The sequence below is a fragment of the Allobosea sp. CER48 genome (assembly GCF_044752385.1).
In the GTDB taxonomy this organism is placed as follows: domain Bacteria; phylum Pseudomonadota; class Alphaproteobacteria; order Rhizobiales; family Beijerinckiaceae; genus Allobosea.
The window spans coordinates 1-2,152 of sequence record NZ_JBIWYK010000495.1 but is presented as its reverse complement, the minus strand read 5'-3'; the positions used below and the strand labels follow the sequence as shown (position 1 = coordinate 2,152).

Below are 2,152 nucleotides of genomic sequence, written 5' to 3'. Positions count from 1 at the left end.
CCGCGTCAGCGTTCGAATTTCCGGGCCAGAATGACGGAGGAGGTCGTGCGCCGGACGCCTTCCATCTCGGCGATCCAGTCGATGATGGTGTCGAGGTCGCTCGCCGTCTCGCATTCGATCTTCACGGAGAGGTCGAAATGCCCGCTCAGTGTGTGGCACTGCACGATTTCCGGCCGCTTCTTCAGCGCCGCGACCACGCTGCCCTGTTGTTTCACTTCCAGCTCGATCAGGATGAGCGCAGAGATCGTGGTGGCCGGCCGGCTCGCCTTGCCGAGGATGGTGGTGTAGCCGGCGATCACGCCGTCACGCTCCAGCCGCGCCAGCCGCCCTTGCGCCGTCGCGCGCGAGACGCCGAGCTGCTTTGCGATCTCGGACAGCGGCAGACGCGCATTTTCGGTCAGGATGCGGATGAGCTCGCGGTCCTTCGCGGCGTCCGACGGCCGTGCCATATCGTCTCCGGGGGCGTGGTGGGCCGTCATATAGCAGGGAAACGCCGGGCGCAGGCAAGGGGGAAGCCCTCACGCTCCCCGGCTTTCCGCCCGCCATCCGGCGCAAGCGCTTGCCAGCAAAGGAACATCTTGTTGGCGCAAGGGTTGATCGGCGCGCCGGAAAGGGCTTGCCTCGGGGCGCAAATCGGAGTGGCATGCCGTCCGGCGGCAGCACGCTTTGCCATGGAGAAGGTCATGTTCAGGACATTCATTCTCGCATCTGCATCGGCCCTTGCTTTTGCCTCCTTCACGGTCGCGCCCGCCTCGGCGCTGACGATGAAGGAGTGCAGCGCCAAATATCAGGACGCCAAGAAGGCCAACACGCTGAAGGGCCAGAAGTGGAACGACTTCCGCAAGGCCCAGTGCGGCGACGATGACGCCAATGACGCCGATGCCGCCGCGGCCGTGCCGGAGACGCCGGCGCCTGCCACGACAGCGGCGGCGCCAGCCGCCAAGCCCGCCGCGATGCCGGCCGGCAAGGCCAGGGCCGCCGTCTTCCCGCGGAGCGTGTCGCAGAAATACTCGAACGAGAGCGCCGGCAAGGCGCGCCTGAAGACCTGCGCCGATCAGTACAACGCCAACAAGGCGGCTAACGCCAATGGCGAGCTGAAATGGATCGAGAAGGGCGGCGGCTACTGGAGCCAGTGCAACGCCAAGCTCAAGGGCTGATCTCGCATCGACATGTTTTCGAACGCCGCGCCGGAAGGCGCGGCGTCTTGCGTTTCAGAGCATCTGCGAGGGGCGCGAGGCGGGGTCGGACGGCCGTGACGGCGCCGGATCGACAGGCCTCTGCCCCTTGCCGAGCATCTCCCCGCGGGCCCGGATGATGTGCGCCGTCACGACGTCCTGAACCCGCCTTTCCGCAGCCTCGCGGATAAGGCCGCGGTTGGTGGGGCGGCCCTCCTCGGTCTCGATGAGCTCGATCGTCGCATTGGTCAGGGCATCGACATCGCCCTTGCAGAACAGCATCGCGGCCTTGGCCACCACTTCAGCCTTCTCGTCGGTGAGCAGCATTGGGGCGCCTTCGCGGCCGATGCAGGCCAGCATCTTGCTGCGGATCAGGTCGCGGGTCTTCTCCAGCAGCGCCTTCTTCTCGGTTCGAGCCGCGCGGTCCTTCTCCGTCGTTTCGGGCGTCTGAGCCTGGGCGGGAGCGCCGGGCGTGGCCGGTCCACGGACATTGGCGCTCTGCTTCACGCATTCGACCAGCGCCGGCAGCATTTCGCCGGTCGAGGTCAGCGCGAAGGTGTAGCGCGCATCGTTGGCGACGAGTTCGAGATAGCGCCCCTGCCGGAAGGCACTGATCAGAGCCGATTGCGCGGGCATCGCGATGGTGAGCAATGTCGGCGACTTGATGTTGGCGGTCACGTCGATGGTCGAGCTGCGATCGAAGACCAGCCGGAGTTTCAGCGTCTCACCGGTCCGGAGCGTCCAGTTCGGCTTGGTGAAGCCCAGCAGCCAGGAATATTGCGCCGTTACCGAGGTGAGCATCGTCACGCCGCTCTTGTAGCGGGCGCTCACGGCGCAGTGCGAAAAGGCGCCTGTCTGGTCGTTGGTGAAGGTGCCGCCCGACCAGTTGCCGACGACGATCTTGCCGAACGGGCCGGCGGCCTGCGCGGAAAGGGGCAGTAGGCAGATCAGGGCGAGGGCAGCGGCCCGCATTACGG

2 protein-coding genes and 1 pseudogene are annotated in these 2,152 nt (G+C 66.4%); 1 reads left to right on the top strand and 2 read right to left on the bottom strand.

Translation table 11 applies throughout. The annotated features are described in order from the left end of the window. Nucleotides 1-5: 5 nt before the first annotated feature. Nucleotides 6-449, bottom strand: a complete 444-nt coding sequence (locus tag ACIPIA_RS14785) for an Lrp/AsnC family transcriptional regulator (RefSeq protein WP_400510644.1) — start codon at nucleotides 447-449, stop codon at nucleotides 6-8. 234 nt (nucleotides 450-683) lie between these two features. On the opposite strand from ACIPIA_RS14785, the gene ACIPIA_RS14780 reads away from it, so the two are divergent. Beyond that, complete coding sequence (locus tag ACIPIA_RS14780; RefSeq protein WP_400510643.1) at nucleotides 684-1,157, top strand: hypothetical protein; 474 nt, start codon at nucleotides 684-686, stop codon at nucleotides 1,155-1,157. A 54-nt stretch (nucleotides 1,158-1,211) separates the two neighbouring features. Here the strand turns inward: ACIPIA_RS14780 and ACIPIA_RS14775 are convergent. After that, nucleotides 1,212-2,152: pseudogene (locus ACIPIA_RS14775) on the bottom strand (hypothetical protein); the annotation flags it as partial.

Excerpts from the sequence above, each read along its gene's own strand:
- ACIPIA_RS14785 (WP_400510644.1), bottom strand. The coding sequence starts at position 449 with ATGGCACGGCCGTCGGACGCCGCGAAGGACCGCGAGCTCATCCGCATC.
- ACIPIA_RS14780 (WP_400510643.1), top strand. The coding sequence starts at position 684 with ATGTTCAGGACATTCATTCTCGCATCTGCATCGGCCCTTGCTTTTGCC.